The 21,434-nt window shown below is 70.1% G+C and carries 20 protein-coding genes; 3 read left to right on the forward strand and 17 right to left on the reverse strand.

Annotation, left to right across the window (positions count from 1 at the left end):
- Window positions 1-55: 55 nt before the first annotated feature.
- From JAP66_RS28640 to JAP66_RS28660, 5 genes are read right to left on the reverse strand one after another with little or no spacing between them, the layout of a single operon-like run.
- On the reverse strand, window positions 56-907 hold the full coding sequence (locus JAP66_RS28640; RefSeq protein ID WP_199434972.1) for a sugar phosphate isomerase/epimerase family protein: 852 nt from the start codon (window positions 905-907) through the stop codon (window positions 56-58).
- Window positions 908-909: 2 nt separating this feature from the next.
- Window positions 910-2,079, reverse strand: coding sequence for a substrate-binding domain-containing protein (locus JAP66_RS28645; protein WP_199434973.1), 1,170 nt, complete (start codon window positions 2,077-2,079; stop codon window positions 910-912).
- Window positions 2,076-3,074: an ABC transporter permease gene (locus JAP66_RS28650; protein WP_372449021.1), complete on the reverse strand. Its 999-nt coding sequence runs from the start codon at window positions 3,072-3,074 to the stop codon at window positions 2,076-2,078. The genes JAP66_RS28645 and JAP66_RS28650 overlap by 4 nt, the downstream gene beginning before the upstream one ends.
- A gap of 5 nt (window positions 3,075-3,079) precedes the next feature.
- A complete protein-coding gene (locus JAP66_RS28655) occupies window positions 3,080-4,063 on the reverse strand; it encodes an ABC transporter permease (protein ID WP_199434975.1) in 984 nt (327 codons plus the stop codon).
- A complete protein-coding gene (locus JAP66_RS28660; RefSeq protein ID WP_199434976.1) occupies window positions 4,060-5,568 on the reverse strand; it encodes a sugar ABC transporter ATP-binding protein in 1,509 nt (502 codons plus the stop codon). The genes JAP66_RS28655 and JAP66_RS28660 overlap by 4 nt, the downstream gene beginning before the upstream one ends.
- A gap of 163 nt (window positions 5,569-5,731) precedes the next feature.
- Here JAP66_RS28660 and JAP66_RS28665 point away from each other — a divergent pair, with 163 nt between their 5' ends.
- Window positions 5,732-6,619: an SGNH/GDSL hydrolase family protein gene (locus JAP66_RS28665; RefSeq protein WP_199434997.1), complete on the forward strand. Its 888-nt coding sequence runs from the start codon at window positions 5,732-5,734 to the stop codon at window positions 6,617-6,619.
- Between the two features lie 32 nt (window positions 6,620-6,651).
- Here the strand turns inward: JAP66_RS28665 and JAP66_RS28670 are convergent, their stop codons facing one another.
- Genes JAP66_RS28670 through JAP66_RS28680 form a run of 4 tightly spaced genes read right to left on the reverse strand, consistent with a single transcriptional unit; the run spans window position 6,652 to window position 11,600 of the window.
- On the reverse strand, window positions 6,652-9,348 hold the full coding sequence (locus tag JAP66_RS28670; protein WP_199434977.1) for a valine--tRNA ligase: 2,697 nt from the start codon (window positions 9,346-9,348) through the stop codon (window positions 6,652-6,654).
- Complete coding sequence (locus JAP66_RS28675; RefSeq protein WP_199434978.1) at window positions 9,349-10,026, reverse strand: GOLPH3/VPS74 family protein; 678 nt, start codon at window positions 10,024-10,026, stop codon at window positions 9,349-9,351.
- Between the two features lie 54 nt (window positions 10,027-10,080).
- Window positions 10,081-10,200, reverse strand: a complete 120-nt coding sequence (locus tag JAP66_RS33530; RefSeq protein WP_443706217.1) for an MFS transporter small subunit — start codon at window positions 10,198-10,200, stop codon at window positions 10,081-10,083.
- Complete coding sequence (locus JAP66_RS28680) at window positions 10,197-11,600, reverse strand: L-lactate MFS transporter (protein ID WP_199434979.1); 1,404 nt, start codon at window positions 11,598-11,600, stop codon at window positions 10,197-10,199. Before JAP66_RS28680 ends, JAP66_RS33530 begins: the two co-directional genes overlap by 4 nt.
- Before the next feature lie 132 nt (window positions 11,601-11,732).
- Between JAP66_RS28680 and fdhD the strand changes: the two genes are divergently transcribed.
- Window positions 11,733-12,560, forward strand: coding sequence for a formate dehydrogenase accessory sulfurtransferase FdhD (gene fdhD / locus JAP66_RS28685; RefSeq protein WP_199434980.1), 828 nt, complete (start codon window positions 11,733-11,735; stop codon window positions 12,558-12,560).
- Between the two features lie 4 nt (window positions 12,561-12,564).
- Window positions 12,565-13,425, forward strand: coding sequence for an alpha/beta hydrolase (locus JAP66_RS28690; protein WP_199434981.1), 861 nt, complete (start codon window positions 12,565-12,567; stop codon window positions 13,423-13,425).
- A 10-nt stretch (window positions 13,426-13,435) separates the two neighbouring features.
- Here JAP66_RS28690 and JAP66_RS28695 read toward each other — a convergent pair whose 3' ends face one another.
- The 8 genes from JAP66_RS28695 to JAP66_RS28730 form a co-directional block, all read right to left on the reverse strand.
- Window positions 13,436-14,380: an anti-sigma factor RsbA family regulatory protein gene (locus tag JAP66_RS28695; protein ID WP_199434998.1), complete on the reverse strand. Its 945-nt coding sequence runs from the start codon at window positions 14,378-14,380 to the stop codon at window positions 13,436-13,438.
- Window positions 14,381-14,443: 63 nt separating this feature from the next.
- The gene (locus tag JAP66_RS28700; RefSeq protein ID WP_199434982.1) at window positions 14,444-14,806 is read right to left on the reverse strand and encodes a hypothetical protein; all 363 of its coding nucleotides are present in this window, start codon (window positions 14,804-14,806) and stop codon (window positions 14,444-14,446) included.
- 32 nt (window positions 14,807-14,838) lie between these two features.
- On the reverse strand, window positions 14,839-16,134 hold the full coding sequence (gene clpX, locus JAP66_RS28705; protein WP_199434983.1) for an ATP-dependent Clp protease ATP-binding subunit ClpX: 1,296 nt from the start codon (window positions 16,132-16,134) through the stop codon (window positions 14,839-14,841).
- A gap of 270 nt (window positions 16,135-16,404) precedes the next feature.
- Window positions 16,405-17,034, reverse strand: a complete 630-nt coding sequence (locus JAP66_RS28710) for an ATP-dependent Clp protease proteolytic subunit (RefSeq protein ID WP_199434984.1) — start codon at window positions 17,032-17,034, stop codon at window positions 16,405-16,407.
- A 25-nt stretch (window positions 17,035-17,059) separates the two neighbouring features.
- Window positions 17,060-17,668: an ATP-dependent Clp protease proteolytic subunit gene (locus JAP66_RS28715; RefSeq protein ID WP_199434985.1), complete on the reverse strand. Its 609-nt coding sequence runs from the start codon at window positions 17,666-17,668 to the stop codon at window positions 17,060-17,062.
- Window positions 17,669-17,942: 274 nt separating this feature from the next.
- The gene (gene tig, locus JAP66_RS28720; protein ID WP_199434986.1) at window positions 17,943-19,385 is read right to left on the reverse strand and encodes a trigger factor; all 1,443 of its coding nucleotides are present in this window, start codon (window positions 19,383-19,385) and stop codon (window positions 17,943-17,945) included.
- 168 nt (window positions 19,386-19,553) lie between these two features.
- On the reverse strand, window positions 19,554-20,867 hold the full coding sequence (gene nhaA, locus JAP66_RS28725; RefSeq protein WP_199434987.1) for a Na+/H+ antiporter NhaA: 1,314 nt from the start codon (window positions 20,865-20,867) through the stop codon (window positions 19,554-19,556).
- Between the two features lie 141 nt (window positions 20,868-21,008).
- Complete coding sequence (locus JAP66_RS28730; protein WP_199434988.1) at window positions 21,009-21,293, reverse strand: DUF3040 domain-containing protein; 285 nt, start codon at window positions 21,291-21,293, stop codon at window positions 21,009-21,011.
- Window positions 21,294-21,434 lie beyond the last annotated feature (141 nt).

Consider the following 21,434-nt stretch of genomic DNA (forward strand, 5'->3'; position numbering starts at 1 on the left):
AGGGAGAGGTCACTGCGGCGTGCCGGCGCCGTCGAGCTGAGGTGTTTCCCAGGGGTCAGCTGCGCGCCATCACCTCCCTCAGGAACGCGAGGCCGTCGGTGGCGAGGGCGTCCTGGCTCTCCGCCAGTGGCCGCCAGATCGACGCGGCCGTGGCGATGCTCTGGTTGTGCGAGGTGAACGACTCGATGCACAGCGGCCCGGTGTAGCCGGCGTCGCCGAGCGCGGCCAGCAGCCCTGGCCAGTCGAAGTGGTCGCGTCCGGGAGTGCCGCGGTCATTGCCGCACACCTGCACGTGCGCGATCCGGCCGGTGGCCGACCGGATCGCCGCGGGGATGTCGGTCTCCTCGATGTTCTGGTGGTAGAAGTCGAGCGCCACTCCACACGCGGGCAGCCCTTCGATGGCTTCGAGGGTCTGCGCCACCGTGTTGAGCAGGCTCGTCTCGTACCGGTTGAGCGGTTCGACGCCGAGCGTCACCCCCGCCTGCCGCGCGTGCTCCAGCACGGGAACGAGATGCTCGCGCAGCTCGCGCAGGCAGGCCTCCCGCTCGGTGCCGGTCATCCGCCAGGTGCGGCCCACGGAGGCGTAGGCCGGGCCGCACAGGGTGGGCGAACCCACCTGTGCGGCCACGTCCACACACCGGCGCAGGTAGTCCTGCGTCGCGGTCACCGTCCCCGCGTCGGCCCGGACGAGCTCCCGGCCCGGGGGCATCACCAGCGCCACCGAGGTGGCCAGGCCCAGATCCGCGAGCAGCGTGGCGGCCCTGCCCGGGTCCCAGTCGCCGAGGTTCTCGACCGGGAGCTCGACGACGTCGAAGCCGTGCTTGGCGATCGCGGGCGCCAGCCCGGCCAGCCCGGCGTCGTCGAGCGGTGAGGTCCACACCCACGTGTTCACGCCGACCGCGTGCATGCTCACTTCCAGCGCTGCGGGAAGCCGGGCATGTCCTGGCAGCCGCACAGGCCGTAGTGCAGCGGCGGCATTCCCGCGGTGACGTAGTCGCCGAGGTTGTTCGAGTCGATCACCGGCTGCGGCAGGATCCACTCCTTGGGCACCTGCTCGCCGTTCAGGATCTTCAGCGCGGCGATGACCGGGGTACGCCACTGGTAGGTCGGGTACGTCGGTGCGATGGCGTTGAGGTTCTCCTCCTGCCACTTCTCGAGGAAGCGCTGCTGGTCCTCACCGGAGATCGCCGGCGCCTCCATGCCTGCGTCCTCGAAGGCCTCCAGCACGGGCACCGCGGCGGTACCGTCGTCCATCCAGATGCCGTCGATCTGGCCCTCGCGCTGCAGGTAGTCCGACACGACGCTCTTGGCCGTGGCGCTGTCGTTCTCGGTGAACTCGGTGCCGACGACGTTCACGCCGTTCTCCTCGAAGATCCGCTCGGCCGCGGCCCAGCGGTGCTCGAGCACGTCGACACCCGGCAGGACGCGCAGGCCGAGGACCTTGCCGCCCTCACCGACCTCCTGGGAGAGGAACTCCGCCGCCGTCGCGCCGAACGCGTAGCCGCCGATCGGATGGATGAAGGTCACCGGGCAGTCGGTGTTGACGCCACGGTCGAACACGATCACCGGCGTGCCGCTGTCACAAGCGGCCTCCACGGCCGGTGTCAGCGTCGCGGTGGTGTTCGGCGAGACGATCAGCGCGTCACAGCCCTGTGAAACCATCGACGAGATGTCGCTGATCTGCTTGTCGTCCTTGGCCTCGGCGTCGAGCACGGTGAACTCGGAGATGTCGTCGTGCAGGTCGACCTCGGCCTGCATCGTCTTCCAGCCGACCTGGCGCCACGGGTTGTCCACGGAGGCGTTGGAGAAGCACACGTGGTGCGGACCGTCCTTGGCGTACTCCGAGGTGTCCACCATCTCCGGTTCGAGTGCCTGCTCCCACGGCTTGTCCGCGGGACCTTCCGGCGTGGCGTCGCGCAGCGCGAGCTGGCGCTCGTACTCGCTCTGGTCGAAGAACTCCGACTGCGCCGAGGATTCCGGTGGCGCCGAGGCGGGTCCGTCCGCCGGGGGCAGCTCGCTCGAACATGCCGTCAGCGCGAGTGCACCCGCCGCCAGCACGGTCAGCCAGGCTTTTCTCATGATGTGCCTTTCCTTGTCCGGAACTTCGATCGCCCGACCGACGCGTAGGCGACGGCGGCGATGATGATGACGCCCTGCACGGTGGACTCGAGGCCACCGGAGATGCCGAGCAGGTTGAGCAGCGAGAACAGTGCTTCGAGGGTGAGCGCGCCTGCCATCGCGGCGACCACCGAACCGCGGCCGCCGCCCAGCACCACGCCGCCGAGCACGACGGCGGTGATCACCCGGAACTCCAGCCCGTCGCCGACCTGCGCCGAGACCCCGGCGAACCCGCCGAGCAGCACCGCCGCGATCGCGGCGGACGTACCGGAGAGGACGAACGCCAGCGTGCGCACGCGCTCGACGTGGCCGCCGCCGAAGCGCACGGCGGTCTGGTTGTCCCCGATCGCGACGAGCATGCGGCCGGTGCCGCCGCGCATGAACAGCACCGCGGCCACGACGAGGGCGGTCAGCAGCAGCACCGACCACGGCAACTGCCCGATGAGCGGAACGTCGAAGCCCTCCCGGCCGACCATCCGGAACGACTCCGACAGCGCACCCCTCGGCGAGCCGCCCGTCCAGAGGAAGACCGCACCGTCGAGCACCAGCAGCATGCCCAGCGTCACGATGAACGAGGGCACGAGCAGCTGCGTGGTGATCAGCCCGTTCACCAGGCCGATCAGCGCGCCGAACCCGAGCACGAACGGGATCACCCACAGGGTCGCCGCCTCGTCGCCGTCGATCAGCCGCGCCGCGATCACCACCTCGGCGGTCACCAGCGAGCCGACCGAAAGGTCGAAGCCACCGCTGACGATCACGAAATACTGGCCGATCGCGAGGATCATCAGCGGTGCCGCGCGCTTGAGCAGCGCCAGGTAGCCGGCCGGTTCGCTGTAGGCAGGGCCGGTGAACGCGAGCGCCACGAGCAGCACGGCCAGTACCGCGAGCACGGGTGCGGTGCCGTCGGCGAGCCGGAGCCGCCTACCGGCGCCGGTCGTTGTCGTCGTACCGTTCATCCCGGTCATCGCAGTCCCCTCCGGCGGGCGTACAGCGCGACGGCCGCGATCAGCACGGCGCCGCGGACCACGTCCTTGAAGAACGGGGTGACGCCGAGGTCGTCGAACGTCGTGTCGAGCGTGGCGAGGATCAGGACGCCGCCGATGGTGCCGGCGACCCCGCCACGGCCCCCGGCGAGCAGGGTGCCGCCGAGCACCACCGCCGCGATCGACTCGAGGTCGTAGCCCGCGTCCGTGCCGACCCAGGGCGCCCCCGACCCGAGCCGGCTCGCGAGGAACAGCCCCGCCAGCCCGGCGGCCACCGAGCACAGCACGTGGGCGAGCACGACGACGCGATCGGTGCGGATGCCGGAGAAGCGGGCCACCTCCTCGTCACCGCCGACCGCGTAGAGGTGGTAGCCACCCCTCGTGCGGGTCAGGAACCACCAGGCCAGCGCCGCGAGCGCGAGCATGAGCAGCGCCGAGATCGGAACCGGGCCGATCCGGTCGTAGCCGAGGTGCTGGAAGACCCGGGGCACCTCGCCCGCCGGCCCTGTGTAAGCGTTTTCAAGATACCCACGGATGATGAGGGCCATGCCCAGCGTGGCGATGAAGGCGTTGACCTTGAGCTTGGTGACGACCAGCCCGTTGACCAGCCCCACCCCGGCCGCGCAGGCAAGGGTGAGCAGCACGGCCGGCAGGATCATCCCCGGGTCACCGGCCATCGTCTCCGCGCCGATCAGCGAGCACAGGCCGATGAGGTAGGCCACCGAGAGGTCGAGCTTGCCGGTCAGGATCACCATGGTCTGCCCGATGGCCACCAGCCCGAGCGCGGTGCTGCGGGTGAGGATGTTGAGGATCCCGCCCTGGTCGAGCAGCATCCCGCCGCGTGCGCCGACGAGCACGCTGCCCACCACGAGCAGCAGCACGAGCGCGACGTACACCGACACCGCGGGAGTGGCGAATCGAGTCCACTGAGGACGGGTACGGACGAGGGTGGCCGCGCTCATGCCGCCTCCAGCTCGTGCCCGGTGGCCAGCGCCATCACGGCCTCCTCGCTCGGCCCGGCCGGCAGCGCGCCCGCGATCCGCCCGTCGTGCATGACGATCACGCGGTCGCTCATGCCGATCAGCTCCGGCAGCTCGGAGGAGATCATCAGGATCGCCACCCCCTCGCGGGCGAGCCCGCGCAGCAGCTCGTAGACGGTCTGCTTCGCGCCGACGTCGATCCCGCGCGTGGGCTCGTCCACCACGAGCACCTTCGGCTCGACGGCCAGCCACTTGGCGAGCACGACCTTCTGCTGGTTGCCGCCGGAGAGCCTGCGCACCTCCTGGTCCTCGCTCCGGGCGAGGACGGTGACCGAGCGCAGCAGCGCGGCCAGGTCGAGCCGCCCTAGTGACCTGCGACCGAAGGCCGCCCTGCGGACCAGCAGCGCGTTGTCCCGCACCGACTGCCGCAGGGCTAGGCCCTCGCCCTTGCGGTCCTCGGTGACGTAGGCGACGCCGCGGCGGACCGCCGTGCGGGGCGAGCGGATCCGCACCGCCGCGCCACCGAGCTCCACGGTCCCCTCGGTGAACGGCTGGACGCCGGAGATCGCGCGGGCGACGGCCGAGCGGCCCGCCCCCTGCAGTCCGGCCAGCCCGACGATCTCCCCCGCCCGCAGCTCCAGATCGATGTCGTGCACCCGTTCGTTGCCCGCGCCGCGCAGGGCGAGCTGGACCTCGCCCGGTGCCTCCGGGTCGGCCCGGTCGGGAAAGAGCGCCTCGAGCGGCCTGCCCACCATGTGCCGCACGAGCTGGTCCGAGGTGAGCTCCCGCGTGGGCCGGCACGTGACCAGCTCGCCGTCCTTGAGCACCGTGATCCGCTGGCTGAGGTCGAACACCTCACGCAGCCGGTGCGAGACGTACAGGATCGCGATGCCGCGTTCCCGCAGCCGCCGCACGAGGTCGTAGAGCAGCTCCACCTCGTGGTCGGCCAGCGCCGCGGTCGGCTCGTCCATGGCGAGCACCCTGGCGTCGGTGGAGAGCGCCTTGACGATCTCGACCACCTGCTGCTGGGCCACCGGGAGCCTGCGCACGAGGGTGCGCGGGGAGATCCCCCGCTCGCCGAGCCAGTCGAGCAGTCCGGCCGTGTCGGCCTCCATCCGCTTGCGGTCCACCTGGCCGCGCCGCACCGGCTCCCGGCCGAGGTAGATGTTCTCCGCGACGCTCCGGTCGCCGAGGAGGTTGAACTCCTGGTGGACGATCGAGATCCCCGCCGCCTGCGCCGCCCGCGGCGAGGCGAACGACATCTCCCGGCCGTCCACCTCGATCACCCCGGAGTCGGGCTGGTGCACGCCGGCCAGGATCTTCATCAGTGTCGATTTGCCCGCGCCGTTCTCTCCGACGAGCGCGTGCACCTCACCGGCGTACAGGTCCAGGTCGACGTCGCGGAGCACCGGGTTGCCGACGAACTGCTTGCCGATCCCGCGCAGCCGCACCACGGGTGCCTCGTCGGTGAGGCCAGTCACACTCATGAAGTGGACATTACAAGACCTTAGGTGCATGTCAAACAAAAGTTTGGATTGATGCAGCAAAAAGACGTTCGCCCCAGCCTGAACACGGTGCTACCCGTTCGGCGGCAGCCCGGACCGGCCGGACCGGCTACAACATGAGGGACGACCACCCGCCGGATCGGGGATTCGCATGCGCCGGAGCCTGTTCACCGTCCTCGTCGCGACCCTCGTCGCCGCCCTGCTCACCGCCGGATCGGCTGCGGCCCGGCCCGGCGGTGAGCAGGGCGTCAAACGCTACGTAGCGCTCGGGGACTCCTACACCTCCGGCCCGCTGATCCCCTTGCAGCGACCGGACCCCGCCGGTTGCCTGCGTTCGACGAACAACTACCCGGCGCTGCTCGCCCGAGCCCTCCGGGTGAAGTCCTATACCGACGTCAGCTGCGCCGGGGCCGACACCACGGACATGACCCGGCCACAGGAGATCCCGCTCGGCCACAACCGGCCACAGTTCGACGCGCTGCGCCCGAACACCGATCTGGTGACCCTCGGTATCGGCGGCAACGACCACGGCGTTTTCGGCAGCGTGGTGGGCACCTGCCCGGAACTGCGCGAATCCGACCCGGAAGGCGCGCCGTGCCGCGCGTACTTCACGGTCGACGGGGTGGACACGCTGCGGGCCGCGATCGCCGACACCGGCGAGAACGTCGCCGCGGTGCTGGCGGGCATCCACGAACGCTCCCCGCGCGCGCGGGTGCTGGTGGTCGGCTACCCGCGGATCGCGCCGCCGACCGGCACCTGCCCGGACGTGCTGCCGTTCGCCGACGGCGACTACGCCTGGCTCAACGAGATCGAGGCGGCACTCAACGCCGCGCTGGCCAAGGCGGCCGCCGACGACGGACGGTCGGAGTTCGTGGACACCTACCCGGCCTCACTGGGACACGACGCCTGCGCCGGGGCGGCCGCGTGGATCCAGGGCAAGGACACCGACCCGCTCGCCGCCGCGACGTACCACCCGCGGCGCTCCGGCATGGCCGGTGTCGCCACCGTGCTGCACCGGTACCTCACCTCGTGAGTGCGCAGCCGAGCTCTCACTCGCGTAGCCACTCACGAGCCGGGCAGGGCGGCGAGGCGGGCGTTGATCCGGACGATCTCGGCGGCGGCGGTGTCCCGGCGCACCTTGATCTTGTCGACGACGTCGGCAGGAGCCTTGTCGAGGAACGCCTGGTTCCCCAGCTTGCCCTCCGTCTGCCTGAGCTCCTTCTCGGCCACCGCGAGGTCCTTCTGCAACCGCTTGCGCTCGGCCGCCACGTCGATCGCGCCGGAGGTGTCCAGCTCGACGTGCACCATCCCGGCGGCGAGGCCCACCTCGATCGACGCGGTCGCCGAGAACTCGTCGTCCGGCGCGGTGAGCCTGGCGAGCGAGCGGATCGCGTCCTCGTGGCCGGTGAGGTCGGTGAATCCGGGCCCGGACAACCGCGTGGCGACCCGCTGGCCGGGCTTGACCCCCTGATCGGAGCGGAACCGGCGGATCTCGGTGATCAGCTTCTGCACGTCGCCGATGCGGGCGTCCGCGACCGGGTCGGCCGCGGGCAGTCGCAGACCGTCCTCGTCCAGCGCCCGGCCGGGCCAGCGTGCCACGGTGAGTGATCCACCACCGGTGAGGGCCGTCCACAGCCGCTCGGTGACGAACGGGACGAACGGGTGCAGCAGCCGCAGCACGGCGTCCAGCACGTGCCCGAGCACCGCGCGGGTGCCCTCCGCCCGCTCACCGGAGAGCTGCACCTTCGCCAGCTCCAGGTACCAGTCGCACAGCTCGTCCCAGGTGAAGTGGTAGAGCAGGTTGGCGGCCTTGGCGAACTGGAATCCCTCCAGCAACTCGTCCACTTCGGACACGACCGTGCCGAGCCTGCCGAGGATCCAGCGGTCGGCCTCGCTCAGCTCCGCGGTGGCGGGCAGCGGGTTCGCCACCGTCGCGCCGTTGAGCATCGCGAACCTGCTGGCGTTCCACAGCTTCGTGCAGAAGTTGCGCGCGCCCGCGGCCCACTCCTCGGCCAGCGCCATGTCCCCGCCCGGGTTCGCGGCACGGGCGAGGGTAAAGCGGGTGGCGTCCGCTCCGAAGCGGTCCATCCAGTCGATCGGGTCGATCACGTTGCCGCGGGACTTCGACATCTTCTTGCCGTTGGCGTCGCGGATGAGCCCGTGCAGGAAGACGTGGTCGAACGGCTGCCTGCCGTCCATGGCGTAGAGGCCGAACATCATCATCCGGGCGACCCAGAAGAAGAGGATGTCGTAGCCGGTGACCAGCACGGTCGTCGGGTAGAACTTCGCCAGCGTGGCTGCGTCGTCGTCCTCCGGCCAGCCCATCGTGGAGAACGGCCACAGGCCCGAGGAGAACCACGTGTCCAGCACGTCCGGGTCCTGGTGCCAGCCGTCACCGCCCGGCGGCCGCTCGTCCGGGCCGACGCACACGGTCTCCCCGTTGGGGCCGTACCAGACCGGGATCCGGTGCCCCCACCAGAGCTGGCGCGAGATCGTCCAGTCGTGCATGTTGTCGACCCACTCGAAGTAGCGCTTCGCCAGCTCCGGCGGGTGGATCTCGGTACGGCCGTCGCGCACGGCATCCCCGGCGGCCCGCGCCAGCGGTTCGACGCTGACCCACCACTGCAGCGACAGCCGCGGCTCGATCACCGTGTCGCAGCGGGAGCAGTGCCCGACCGCGTGCAGGTAGGGCCGCTTCTCCGCCACGATCCGGCCCTGCTCGCGTAGCGCGGCGACGACGGCGGGCCGCGCCTCGAACCGGTCCATGCCCTCGAACGGACCGGGCACGGTGATCGTGGCGCGCTCGTCCATGATCGAGAGCATCGGCAGGTCGTGCCGCCTCCCGATCTCGAAGTCGTTCGGGTCGTGCGCAGGCGTCACCTTCACCGCGCCGGTACCGAACTCGGGGTCCACGTGCTCGTCGGCGACGATCGGGATGCGGCGCCCGGTCAGCGGCAGCTCGATGTCGGTGCCGACGAGGTGCGCGTAGCGCTCGTCGTCCGGGTGCACGGCGACGCCGGTGTCACCGAGCATCGTCTCGGCCCGGGTGGTGGCCACGACGATGGCGTTCTCGCCCTCGCCGTAGCGGATCGAGACCAGCTCGCCCTCGTCCTCGGAGTGCTCGACCTCGATGTCGGACAGGGCCGTGTGGCAGCGCGGGCACCAGTTGATGATCCGCTCGGCGCGGTAGATGAGGCCGTCGTCGTAGAGGCGCTTGAACATCGTCTGCACGGCGCGGGAGAGGCCCTCGTCCATGGTGAACCGCTCGCGCGTCCAGTCGACGCCGTCGCCGAGCCTGCGCATCTGGTCGAGGATCTTGCCCCCGTACTCGGCCTTCCATTCCCAAACCCGCTCGACGAAGCGCTCGCGGCCGAGGTCGTGCCGGGAGACGCCCTCGTTCGCGAGTTCGCGCTCGACCACGTTCTGCGTGGCGATGCCCGCGTGGTCCATGCCGGGCAGCCACAGCACCTCGTAGCCCTGCATCCGCCTGCGGCGGGTCAGCGCGTCCATCAGCGTGTGGTCGAGGGCGTGCCCCATGTGCAGGCTGCCGGTGACGTTGGGTGGCGGCAGCACGATCGTGAACGGCGGCCGGTCCGACTGCGCGTCCGCCGTGAAGTAGCCCGCGTCTACCCAGCGCTGGTAGATCGCGGCCTCTTCGTCGGCCGGGTTCCATGCGCTGGGAAGGTCGGTCTGCTGCTGGGGCGCGTTGTCCGTCACAACCGGTAAGTCTACGAACCGGCTGACCGGCTCCTTCACCGGCATTCAGCTCGTGGTCGTGGCGATGATCGTGGGGACGAACACCGCCGTCATCACCGCGGCCGTCATCTCCTCGACCGCCCGGCGCATGGCGTCGCCCGCCCAGTTGCCCTCGGCGATCTCCTTGGCGCGGCGCTCGGTCTCCTTCGGCTCGGAGCTCGCGACGACGCGCTTCACCACGCCCATGCCGACCAGCAGCGCGATCAGCGCGACCGTGCGCTCACCGGGCCGTTCCCCGTCCACCAGCGCCCGGCGCAGCGCGTCGCGAACCCCGACCTCGTGCTCGGAGTCCTCGGCAGGCCACCGGGTGGTGGGAAACAGCCCGAGGATCCGGCCCTGCTCACGGCGCAGGATGCCGCGCTCGGCGAGCCCGGCCAGCAGCCGCTGGGAGAGCTTGTCACCGGCGAGCGGGCCGATCACGTCCTTGGCCTTGCGCCCCTCCAGCGTGGACAGCTTCTCCAGCGCCTCGTCGAGCGCGGTGCGGTCGGTCGGCGTGGCGTCGCGCAGGACCAGTCTGCCCGGCTTGTCACCCTCCGTACCGTCGGTGACGTCGACCCGGCCGAGCATCGCCAACTCGATCAGCAGAGCGCCGGCGAGCGAGTACTCGAGGTTGCTCGCGCCGTCGATCGGCTTTCCGCTCTCGTCATCGAACACGAGCAGGAGCAGGTCCTCAGCGATCAGCATGTGCCGAGCGTAACGACCACCGGCCCGGCCCGCAGGCGTTCGTGGCAAGAGCGGTCAGCCGAACAGCTGCACCACCTTCCGCACGAGTTCGTACAGGCCGTAGGCGAACGGCAGCCCGACCCATAGCCACACCACGATCAGCAGGATGCGGCGGCTCGGCACGGAGCTGGTCATCGGGCCTCCTTGTCGGTCTTGTCGGTCTTGTCGGTCTTGTCGGTCTTGTCGGCCTCGTCGGTCTCGTCGGCCGGTTCGTGGAACCTCGGATGGACGGGCCGCACCAGCTCGTTGGCGATGAAGCCGACGATCAGCAGGCCCATCATGATGTAGAGCGAGGCGAGATAGAGGTCCGGCCCCTGCCGCCCGGCGGCCTCCTGGCTGTCGGCGATGGCGTTGACGATGAGCGGCCCCAGCACGCCCGCCGTGGACCACGCGGTCAGCAGCCTGCCGTGGATCGCGCCCACCTGGTAGGTGCCGAACAGATCCTTCAGGTACGCCGGGATGGTGGCGAACCCGCCGCCGTAGAAGGAGATGATCACCGTCGTGCAGAGCACGAACACGGCCGTCGACGAGTTCGTGGTGAGCGCGATCGTCAGGTACAACGCCGCGCCGACGCCCAGGTACAGCCGGTAGATGTTACGGCGGCCGACCAGGTCCGAGGTCGACGACCAGACGAAGCGGCCGAGCATGTTGGTCAGCGAGAGCAGGCCCACGAAGCCCGCCGCCGCACCGACGCCCACCGGCGTGGAGGTCTGCGCGAAGAACTCAGTGATCATCGGCGCGGCCTTCTCCAGGATGCCGATGCCCGCGGTCACGTTCAGGCACAAGATCAGCCACAGCAGCCAGAACTGCGGTGTCCTGATCGCGTTGTTCGCCGACACGTTCGCGGTGGTGACCATGCCCTTGGTGTCGCCGTTCCCACGCTCCGGCCGCCAGCCGGCCGGACGCCAGCCCTCCGGCGGCACGCGCACCAGCAGCACGCCCATCGACATGAACACCGCGTACACCAGCCCGTGCACGAGAAACGTGGTGGCGATCCCACCGGTGGTCGAGCCGAACGACTCCAGCATCTGGCTCGACCAGGGCGAGGCGATCAGCGCTCCCCCGCCGAAGCCCATGATCGCGATGCCGGTCGCCATCCCCGGCCGGTCGGGGAACCACTTGATCAGGGTCGAGACCGGCGAGATGTAGCCGATGCCGAGCCCGACGCCGCCGACGACGCCGTAGCCGACCACGACAAGCCAGTACTGCGCCACCGCGACCCCCAGCGCGGAGATCAGGAAGCCGGCGGAGAAGCAGGACATCGCCACGAACATGGCCCAGCGCGGCCCTCTGCGCTCCACCAGGGTGCCGCCGAAGGCCGCGGAAAGGCCCAGCATCACGATGCCGAGCTGGAACGGCAGCGCGCTCTGTGTCCCGCTCAGGCCGAGGGACTCCTCCAGCGGCGGCTTGAACACGCTCCAGGCGTAGACCTGCCCGATCGCCAGGTGCACCGAGAGCGCGGCAGGCGGGATCAGCCACCGGCTCCAGTGCGGCGATGCGATGCTGTGTGAACGGTCCAGGAACCCGAGTGCCACGACGGCACCTCCGTACACTGAATACAGTCGTTTGTATGCGAGCAGAGTGTCCGTGGGCAATGTATTACTAAAAGGGCGTGCGCGCAGTAACCAGCTGTCGAATATCCGGATCAGGCTAGGGAGTGATCGGCGATGGGCCGAGTGACGGTGCGCAGACCGGTACGGATGCTGACCGCGGACGGGGAGCGCCGCAGGCCGGACGCGCTGGCCGCCGAGGAGCCGCTCGAGCTGCGGGTGTCCGGCAAGGCACTGGCTGTCACGATGCGCACGCCCGGCCACGACGTCGAGCTCGCGCACGGCTTCCTGCTGTCCGAAGGCGTCATCGGCGCCCGCGCGGACATCAGCACCGCACGCTACTGCGACAGCGTCGACGACACCGGGCGCAACACCTACAACGTGCTGGATCTCGCGCTCGCCGATGGCGTCCCGCCTCCCGACACCGGGGTCGAGCGCAACTTCTACACCACGTCCTCGTGCGGCGTGTGCGGCAAGGCGGCGCTGGACGCGGTGAAGCTGCGCACCAGGTTCGATCCCTCCGGCTCGCCGTTCGCGGTCAGCACGGCGACCCTCGCGGGCCTGCCGGACGCGCTCCGGGAACGGCAGCGCGTTTTCGCCGCCACCGGGGGCCTGCACGCGGCCGGGCTGTTCACCGCGGACGGATCGCTGCTGGCGGTGCGCGAGGACGTCGGCAGGCACAACGCCGTCGACAAGGTGCTCGGCTGGGCGCTGCTGGAGGGCCGGGTGCCGTTGCTCGACTGCGGCCTGCTCGTGTCCGGGCGGGCCTCGTTCGAGCTCGTGCAGAAGGCCGCGATGGCCGGTGTGCCGCTGCTGGCGGCCGTCTCGGCGCCCTCCTCGCTCGCCGTCGAGCTCGCCGAGGAGAACGGCATGACCCTCGTCGGCTTCCTGCGCGGCGCCAGCATGAACCTCTACACCGGCGACAAGCGGATCCTGGAGAGCTGACCCGGTGGCCGGTCCGGGGCGCGGCGTCGGCCGCCGCACCGTGCTCGCGGGCGGCGCGGCGGTCGTGGCGGCGGGCGGGGTGCTGGCAGGCCGGGAGGTGCTCCGTGGCTTACCCGCGCCGGAGCCCGTCACCGCGCCGGGGCGGGCGAGAGTCGAACGCCTCTACTCTGCCGCCCGCGGGCGGCATGTCGACTTGGTGACCCTCCTGCCGGCGCAGCCACCGGAGCGCATGCCGATGTCGCTGCTGCTGCACGGCCTCGGCGGTTCGGCGCGGAGCGCGGCGCCGACCGGACTCCTCGCCCAGCTCGACAGCGAGGTGGCCCGCGGCGCGGTGCCGCCTTTCGGGTTCGTCGCCATCGACGGCGGCCGCAGCTACTGGCACGAGCACGAGCCGGGCGACGACCCGATGGCGATGCTGCTGGAGGAGGTGCCGGTGTGGTTGCGGCAGCGCCGTCTTGCCGGCGCCGACGGCATGCCCTTCGCGTGTACCGGAACGTCGATGGGTGGTTTCGGAGCGCTGAACTACGCCCGGGTGCGTGCCACCCAACGACGGCCACCGGCGGCGATCGCGCTGATCTCCCCAGCCCTGTTCAGGTCGTGGGCGAAGGCGCGCAGGCGCCAGGCGTTCGGCAGCCGGGCCGAATGGGCCGCGCTGGAGCCGTTGCGCCACATCGGCGCGACCAGGGGGATTCCCACGGCCGTGTGGTGCGGTACGGAGGATCGCTTCATCGGGAGCGTCCGCGAGTTCATCGCCAGGGCGTCGCCCGCGGTCGCCGAGATCGGTCCCGGTGGGCACGGCGACACGTTCTTCCGGACGGCGGTGCCGGGCCTGGTCGCCTTCCTCGGCCGGCACGTTCCGCGCTAGCGGCTCCCGCTCAGCCGTCGCGGTGCAGGTAGGCGCGGGATGTGGTGCCGGAGGGCGTCGTGTGGACGCGGACCAGGTCCGCGAGGTGGTTCACCAGCAGCAGCCCGCGACCTCCGGGGCTGTCGAGCGCGGCGGGGCGGCGGCCGGCCAGCGGGTCGTCCAGCCGCCCGGCGTCCTCCACCTGGCAGATCACCTGGTCACCCTCCGGCCAGACCCGCAGCGTGCCGCGGCCGCCACCGTGCTGCACGCTGTTGCCGCAGAGCTCCCCGACGATCAGCGCGAGGTCGTCGAACCGCTCGCGCGAGAGCCCCAGTTCGGCCGCCTTCCCGGCCGCGAACGCGCGGGCGCGCGCGAGACCGCCGATGTCGAACTCGATGCTCTCGGCGTCCGGCGGGGCGGGCAACGCGACGTTGCACGTCGCCACGACCTCGTCCGGCGCGTACCGCTCGCTCCGTGATCGTTCGCCGCCCTTCAGCCACACCGGGTGGGTGGCCTCGGCGTCCCTGAGCACCGAAAGCTCCAGCCGGGCGCCGTCATACGGGCACAGAATGGTGGCGTCGCGGCCGGCGAACGCGTCATTGATCAGCGCCTCGTGCAGCAGGCACGCCGGGTACTCCTCGCTCGAACGGTCCGGCCACACCGGCTCACCGATGATCCGGACCCTGCCCTGGTGGGCGTCGGCGAAAGCCCTGAGCACACCGGGAATGATCCGGCCGGGGTTGCGACCGGCCTCGCTCATGTCGATCAACCGCACGTCCTGGGCCGAGTCGCCCAGCTCGGCCTCGATGAGCCGCAGGTTCGGCTCGGGCACGGCCACGGCGACGGGCTCGCCCCCGGCGAGTCCGCCGAGGACGAACGGCACCGTGCCTGCGAGCAGCTCCGCCTCACCGCGGTAGACGAGTGCCTCATGCGCGAAGTCACCGGCGCGCATGCCGGAACTCACGATCGCCGACATGTGGTCCTCTCGCTCGGCGTCGGGCACGGGTTTGGTCTACCCATTACGAACACGGGCAAACGTTTACTCGAACATGCGGCCGACGATGGACATCAGCCACAGGGACAGCGCCAGGCCGCCCGCCAGCAGCACCGTCCACCCGAGCAGCGGCCGGTCGCGGTCGGCGATGCGGACGCGCCGCAGGGCGTAGCCTGCCGGCACGAGCGGGAGCAGCGGGAGCAACGGCCACGGCGAGAGCCGGGTGAGGGTGGCGACCAGACAGGTCACAAGCATGAGCCCGGCCAGGGCGGCGAGGATGAGCTGCGTCCTCGGCTGCCGGAGGCGGGCCCCGGCGACGAGCCGCCGCGCCAGCTCCCCGTCGCCGCGCGCGCCGTCCGGCACGGCACCGGCCGGGCGGTCCGGTGCGGGACGCGGCGGGGAGCTCATCGGCGGATGGGATCAGGCGGGCGTCGAGGGTGTCAAGCCGACTTCTCGCCACGCTCGCTGCGCTGCCGGCGGGACGGCTGCCGCGACACGATCGTGGGGTTGACGTTCTCCCGGACCGTCTGCTCGGTGATCACGACCTTCGCCACGTCGTCCCGGCTCGGGATGTCGTACATCACCGGTTGCAGTACCTCTTCCATGATGGCGCGCAGGCCACGGGCACCGGTCCCCCGGAGCACGGCCTGGTCCGCGATCGCCTCGAGCGCGGTCTTGGTGAACTCGAGCTCGACGTTGTCCATCTCGAAGAGCTTCTTGTACTGCTTCGTCAGCGCGTTGCGCGGCTCGGTGAGGATCTGCACCAGCGAGGGCTTGTCCAGGTTGGTGACACTGGCCAGCACCGGGAGCCTGCCGATGAACTCCGGGATCAGCCCGAACCTGATCAGGTCCTCGGGCATGGTCTCGGTGAAGACGTCGCTGTCCTGGATCTCCCGCTTGGTGCGGATCTCGGCGCCGAACCCGAGCCCACGCTTGCCGATCCGCTCGTTGATGATCTTCTCAAGACCCGCGAACGCACCGGCCACGATGAACAGCACGTTGGTGGTGTCGATCTGGATGAACTCCTGGTGCGGGTGCTTGCGCCCGCCCTGCGGCGGCACCGAGGCGGTGGTGCCCTCCAGGATCTTCAGCAGTGCCTGCTGCACGCCCTCGCCGGACACGTCCCGCGTGATGGACGGGTTCTCCGACTTGCGGGCTATCTTGTCGACCTCGTCGATGTAGATGATGCCCGTCTCGGCCCGCTTCACGTCGTAGTCGGCGGCCTGGATGAGCTTGAGCAGGATGTTCTCGACGTCCTCACCGACATAGCCTGCCTCGGTGAGCGCGGTGGCGTCGGCGATCGCGAACGGCACGTTCAGCAGCTTCGCCAGCGTCTGCGCCAGGTACGTCTTGCCGCAGCCGGTGGGGCCGAGCATCAGGATGTTCGACTTGGCGAGCTCGACGGGCTCCTCCTTGGAGTCCTTCGGGCCGCCCTTGTCACCGGACTGGATGCGCTTGTAGTGGTTGTAGACCGCCACCGCGAGCGAGCGCTTCGCGTCGTCCTGACCGATGATGTACTGCTCGAGGAAGTCGTGGATCTCCGCCGGCTTCGGCAGCTCGTCCAGCTTGACGTCGCCAGCCTCGGCCAGCTCCTCCTCGATGATCTCGTTGCAAAGGTCGATGCACTCATCGCAGATGTATACGCCGGGCCCGGCGATGAGCTTCTTCACCTGTTTCTGGCTCTTCCCGCAGAAAGAGCACTTCAACAGGTCTCCGCCGTCGCCGATCCGTGCCATGACCGCTGACCTCGTCCCCTCCGGTGCCCGAGAGCACCTGATGCGTCTCGCTGTCCCTCGCCGTGGCGGCGGACTTCCCGCGCTGCCACTGACGGTACCCGTCCAACGCGCCCGGCGGGAGGACCAACGGCAATTCCGGACGCGCGGACCACACCCTAGACCCGCGGGCGGCGACCTGCCGCCGACGACACGCGACCGCGCCCTTCCCCGGGCGCGGGCACGTGCCCGCGGGAGCCACCGCCGGGTGTGCGGCGGTGGCCCCCGCCGGGGTCACTTCTCCTCGGACGCCTTGCGGTACGGCAGCACCTCGTCGATGATGCCGTACTCCTTGGCCTCCTCGGGGGTGAGGATCTTGTCGCGCTCGATGTCGTCGCGCACCTCATCCGCCGTCTTGTTCGTGTGCTTCGCCAGCGTCGTCTCCATCAGCCGCCGCACGCGCTGGATCTCGTTCGCCTGGATCTCCAGGTCGGAGACCTGGCCGTACGCGCCCTCGGTGGCGGGCTGGTGGATGAGCACGCGCGAGTTGGGCAGGGCGAGGCGCTTGCCCTTCGTGCCCGCAGCCAGCAGCACCGCGGCGGCCGAGGCCGCCTGGCCGAGGCAGACCGTCTGGATGTCCGGGCGCACGAACTGCATGGTGTCGTAGATGGCCATCAGCGCGGTGAACGAGCCACCGGGCGAGTTGATGTAGATCGTGATGTCGCGGTCCGGGTCCTCGTGCTCGAGGTGCAGCAGCTGGGCCATCACGTCGTTGGCCGACGCGTCGTCGACCTGCACGCCCAGGAAGATGACCCGTTCCTCGTACAGCTTGTTGTACGGGTTGGATTCCTTGGGCCCGTAGCTGGTGTGCTCGACGTACGACGGCAGCACGTACCGGGACTGCGGAAGATGCGGCTTGCTCATGGGGTTCTCCTCCTACCGTGCCCGGTCAGCTGTTCGAGTTCGGGCGCGGGTTCTCGCGGGTCAGCACCTGGTCGACGAAGCCGTAGTCCTTGGCCTCCTCAGCGGTGAACCAGCGGTCCCGGTCGCCGTCCTTGATGATCTGCTCGATGTCCTGCCCGGTCTGCTCGGCCGTGATCTTCGCGAGCTCGTTCTTCCACTTGCCGAAGACCTCGGCCTGGATCGCGATGTCCGACGCCGTACCGGTGACACCCGCGGAGGGCTGGTGCATCAGGATCCGCGCGTGCTGCAGAGCGTACCGCTTGCCGGGTGTCCCGGAGGACAGCAGGAACTGTCCCATCGACGCGGCGAGCCCCATCGCGTAGGTCGACACGTCCGGCTCGATGAGCTGCATCGTGTCGTAGATGGCGAAGCCCGCGGTCACCGACCCGCCCGGCGAGTTGATGTAGAAGCGGATGTCCGCCTGGGGGTCCTCGGCCGACAACAGCAGGAGCTGGGCGGTGATCCGGTTCGCGATCTCGTCGTTGACCTCGGAGCCGAGCACGACGATGCGCTCCTGGAGCAACCGCTCGAACACCGAGTCGGTCAGGTTGAGCCCGGCGGTTGAGGTCCGCCCCTCGGGCATGTGCTGCGTCACGTCTGCCTGCCTTTTCGCCGCCGTGGCCCGCGCGGTGCGAGGGCCACTGTGTGTTGTGCAGATGTCGGGCCATGCACGTTCCGCCGGCGCACCCGTCGTGAGATGCACCTCACCGGCGTCCGGCGCCGGGAAGCGACCTCCGCGAGCCCCCGCCGGCCGGATCGTGCATGACCCTCCTGGTTCTCCGAATTCAGATCTTGTAACCGACCCTAACGAATTCGGGCGGCACGAAATGCCTGACACCGCCCGAGTTCGCTCAGAGCATGAGAAAGGGTCACTTGTCGTCGCCCGGCGTGGCCTCGGTGGCGTCCTCCGTGACCTGCGTCTCGTCCTCTTCACCCGAAGGAGCCGCCTCGGCGGTCGCGCCCTCGACGACATCGGGGGTCGCCTCGTCCTCTTCCTTGCCGAACAGCTCCTCGAGATCCACCGGCGAGCCCGAGGCGTCGGTCACCGTGACCCCGCGCACCACCGACGCGAGCGCCTTGCCGCGCCGCACGTCGGCGTAGATGGCGCCGAGCTGGCCGGACTGCTGCGCGCGCTGCACGTACTCGTCCGGACTGACGCCGAAGCGCTGCGCCTGGTAGATGATGCGCTCGGTCAGTTCCGAGTCGTTCACGTTGAGGTCCTTCTCGTCCGCGATGGTGTCCAGCAGCAGCTGGGTGCGGACGGACTTCTCGGACTCCTCGCGAACCTCCCGCTCGAACTCCTCCAGCGACTTGCCCTCGGCTTCGAGCGACTTCGCGAAGGCGTCCTCGTCGTGGTCGAAGGGGTGCACCGCGTCGTGCTTGCGGTTCTCGATCTCCCCCTCGAGGACCTTCTCCGGCATCGGCACCTCGGTGTTCTCCAGCAGGGCGTCGAGCACCTTGTCGCGGGCCTGCACCCCCTGCTGCATGCGCTTCATCCGCGTCAGCCGCTCGCGCAGGTCGTTCTTCAGCTCCTCCAGCGTGTCGAACTCGCTGGCGAGCTGGGCGAACTCGTCGTCGGCCTCGGGCAGCTCCCGCTGCTTGATCGACTGGACGGTGACGGTGACCTCGGCGTCCTTGCCGGCGTGCTCACCGGCCACCAGCTTGGTGGTGAACGTCCGGGTCTCCCCCGCCTCGGCTCCGATGATCGCGTCGTCGATGCCCTCGACGAGCTGGCCGGAGCCGATCTCGTAGGACAGCCCCGAGGTCGAGGCGTCCGGGACCTCCTCGCCGTCGACGGTCGCCGAGAGGTCGATCGACACGAAGTCGCCGCTCTGGGCCGGCCGGTCGACGCCGGTGAGGGTGCCGAAGCGCGCCCGCAGCTCGTCGAGCTGCTCGTCGACCTCGGACTCATCGAACTCGACGTCGTCCACGGTCACCGAGATCGAGCTGAGGTCGGGCAGCTCGATCTCCGGGCGCACGTCGACCTCGGCGCTGAACTCCAGCACATCGCGGTCCTCGATCTTGGTGACCTCGAAGTCGGGCTGGCCGAGCGTGCGCACGTCACCGGAGCGGATGGCCTCCAGGTACTTCGCGGGGATGGCCTCGTTGACGACCTCGTCGAGCACCGGAGCGCGGCCGATCCGGCTCTCCAGCACGCGGGCCGGGGCCTTGCCGGGACGGAAGCCGGGGATCCGGACCTGCTGAGCGATCTTGCGGTAGGCGCGGTCGAAGTTAGGTTTGAGCTCGTCGAACGGCACCTCGACATTGATCTTTACGCGCGTCGGGCTCAGCTGCTCGACGGTGCTCTTCAACGTTTTCTCCTCGCCGGGACAGTATTCGGTGTCTGTGGATTCGGCCGCGGACGGCCACTGGTCACGTGGGACCGGATGTCCGAGTCTAGGCCAGTGACCTCGCAGCTCGAGCGGGGGTTGCGCATCCCGCCCCCTTGCTGCTGAGGCGGCCCCGCCAGGGGCCGTCCCTCACCCGCGGCCTGCGGAATCGTCGTCGCTCTCGAAGACGTCGGGGATGCCGTCCTGGTTCACGTCCGCGGTCTCGATCTCGTGGATCCGCCGGTACGCACGGTTGCGGAAGCGCAGGATCACGGTGGCGATGAGCGCCGCCATCAGCGACCCGGTGAGGACGGCGACCTTGACGTGCTCCTCCCGTTCGGAGCCGGCACCGAAGGCGAGGTCGCCGACGAGCAGCGACACCGTGAAACCGATCCCGCCCAGTACGGCGAGGCCCAGCACGTCGATCCAGGCCAGGTCACCGTCCAGCTGGGCCTTGGTGAAGCGGCCGGTGAGATAGGTGGCCCCGAAGATGCCGACGGCCTTGCCGAGGACGAGCCCGGCCATGATGCCGAGCGCGACCCGGTCGGTCAGCGAGGTGGCCAGGCCCTCCAGCCCGCCGAAGGTCACCCCCGCGGCGAGGAGGGCGAAGATGGGCACCGCCACCCCCGCCGACACCGGCCGCCACCGGTGCTCGAAGTGCTCGGCCAGGCCGTGTGCCTCGCCCTGCCGCCGCAGCGCGGGCACCGCGAAGCCGAGCAGCACCCCCGCGACGGTCGCGTGCACACCGGAGGCGTGGACGAGCGCCCAGGTCGCCAGCGCGAGCGGCATCAGCAGCCACCACGACCGCACCCGCCGCTGCACCAGCAGCGTGAACAGCGCCAGCGGCACGACGGCCGCCAGCAGCGGAACGGTTTCGAGGTCGTCGGTGTAGAAGACGGCGATGATCAGGATCGCGATGAGGTCGTCGACCACCGCCAGCGTCAGCAGGAACATGCGCAGTGCCGACGGCAGGAACCGGCCGATCACCGCGAGCACCGCCACCGCGAACGCGATGTCCGTGGCCGTGGGGATGGCCCAGCCGCGCAGTGCCTCCCCGCCGCTGGTCGCGTTGATCGCGATGTAGAACGCGGCGGGCATCACGACGCCGCCGACGGCGGCGATGACGGGCACCGCGGCACGCCGCGGGTCCCGCAGGTCACCCGCGACGAACTCGCGCTTGAGCTCAAGGCCCACCACGAAGAAGAAGATGGCGAGCAGGCCGTCGGCCGCCCATTCGGACATCGTCAGGTCGAGATGGAGCGCGTGAGGACCGATCGTGAACTCACGTAGCGAGGTGTAGGCTTCCGACCACGGTGAGTTCGCCCACACCAGCGCGATGACGGCACCGATGAGCAGCAGGACACCACCGACGGTCTCCTGCCGCAGGATGTCCGCGACCTGCCTCCACTCGTTCCACGACGTGCGGCGAAACAGCCGCCACCCGGGCGGACTCGTGTTCCCCATGATCTACGCGTCAGCCCCTCACCTCGACCGAACCTGCACCGATTCGGATCCTACTAGCGCGACCGGCACCGAAGATCACTTCAGTCGCTGCCGAGCGCTGTCCGGCCCCGCGGGCGAGTGAGCGGTGACCAGGCAAACGGGTCAGCGTAACCGCCGGACCCAGAGCCGCCAGACGACGAGCGTCGGGACCGCGACGGAGAGCGCGGCACCCGCGATGGAGAGCCACGGCAGGCCCAGCTCGGCGCCGGTCGCGATGGCGATGAGTCCGATGAAGAACGACGCGAGCAGGCCGGCGAGCGTCAGCGCGGCGCGGGACAGGGCGAACGGCTGGAGCCTCTCGAGCCGCTGAGCAAGGCGCGGGTCCTCCTCGGCGAGCCGGCGCTCGATCTCCGCCAGCTGCCGTTGTTCCTCATCATGAAGCGCCATCGCCGCATCACCAGCACCCATTATGGGCGCATTCAGCCCGCGGCGCGACTCCCGTTTCGTCACGATTTACCGGATTCGCCGGTGACCCGTGACGGCCTGGGGTTATTCGTCGGTGGTGGTGTTGTGGAGTCCGGTGGTGAT

The organism is Qaidamihabitans albus (genome assembly GCF_016464705.1).
GTDB classification, from domain to species: Bacteria; Actinomycetota; Actinomycetes; order Mycobacteriales; family Pseudonocardiaceae; genus Qaidamihabitans; species Qaidamihabitans albus.